Source organism: Alcanivorax sp. HI0044 (genome assembly GCF_001634945.1).
In genome coordinates this window covers 1-910 of the sequence record NZ_LWEZ01000556.1, presented here as the reverse complement: position 1 = coordinate 910, position 910 = coordinate 1, and the positions used below count along the sequence as shown (strand labels likewise).

Annotated in this window: 2 protein-coding genes and 1 pseudogene; 2 read left to right on the top strand and 1 reads right to left on the bottom strand. The window is 57.9% G+C overall.

Annotated features, from left to right (window positions below; translation table 11 throughout):
- Together A3730_RS06595 and rplS are read left to right on the top strand one after the other, a co-directional pair.
- Nucleotides 1-219: pseudogene (locus A3730_RS06595) on the top strand (tRNA (guanosine(37)-N1)-methyltransferase TrmD); the annotation flags it as partial.
- A 10-nt stretch (nt 220-229) separates the two neighbouring features.
- On the top strand, nt 230-586 hold the full coding sequence (rplS, locus tag A3730_RS06590) for a 50S ribosomal protein L19 (RefSeq protein WP_007150853.1): 357 nt from the start codon (nt 230-232) through the stop codon (nt 584-586).
- Nucleotides 587-774: 188 nt separating this feature from the next.
- Here the strand turns inward: rplS and A3730_RS29505 are convergent.
- Nucleotides 775-910 (bottom strand): GlsB/YeaQ/YmgE family stress response membrane protein (locus A3730_RS29505; protein ID WP_156500996.1); only part of this gene is annotated, 136 nt, incomplete at its 5' end.

The window sequence follows — 910 nt, the reverse complement described above, 5'->3', positions numbered from 1 at the left end:
GAGGTGTATGGCGAGCAGGCGGTGCCACCGGTACTGCTCAGTGGCAATCACGCGCTGATTCGCCGCTGGCGCCTTAAGCAGGCGTTGGGACGGACCTGGAAACAGCGTCCGGACCTGCTGGAGGCCCGCCGGGCGCGGGGCTTGAGCAACGAAGAGCAACAGCTGCTGGACGAATACATCGCCGAGCAGTCGTCGCATACAGCAAAAAACTCTGATTAGGAGCACTGCCATGAGTGGCAAGAACCTTATTATCCAGGGCATTGAAAATGCCCAGCTGAAAACCGAAGTACCGGAATTCGGCGCCGGTGACACTGTTACCGTGCAAGTGAAAGTAAAGGAAGGCACCCGTGAGCGTCTGCAGGCGTTCCAGGGTGTGGTTATCGCCCGTCGTAACCGTGGCCTGAACTCTGCGTTTACCGTGCGTAAAATCTCCCACGGTGTGGGCGTTGAGCGTGTATTTCAGCTGCATAGCCCGCTGATCGATTCCATCCAGGTTAACCGTCGTGGCGATGTGAGCCGCGCCAAGCTTTACTACCTGCGTGATCGCTCTGGTAAGTCCGCACGGATCAAAGAAAAAATCCGGTAGTAGATTGCGGATTCCTTCTACCGCGAGCGAATGTTGGTTTAGCCTTTGCTGTAGGGCATGCGAAATCAACCTCTGGCCCGGTAGATTGCTCCAACAAAAAAAGCCGCTTCCTTTTCGGGAAGCGGCTTTTTTTGTTGGAGCGCCGGACGCTGGATGCCGGATGCATGACGCTCATGGCATCAGGCGTGCTAGTTCTTCTTCACCATCCGGTACAGCGCCAGCAGCACCAGCGCGCCGACAATGGCGGTGATAAAGCTGCCCAGGCTGAACCCGCTCACTGAGCCGCCCAGGCCGGTCAGGGAGCCCAGCCAGCCGCCGACTACG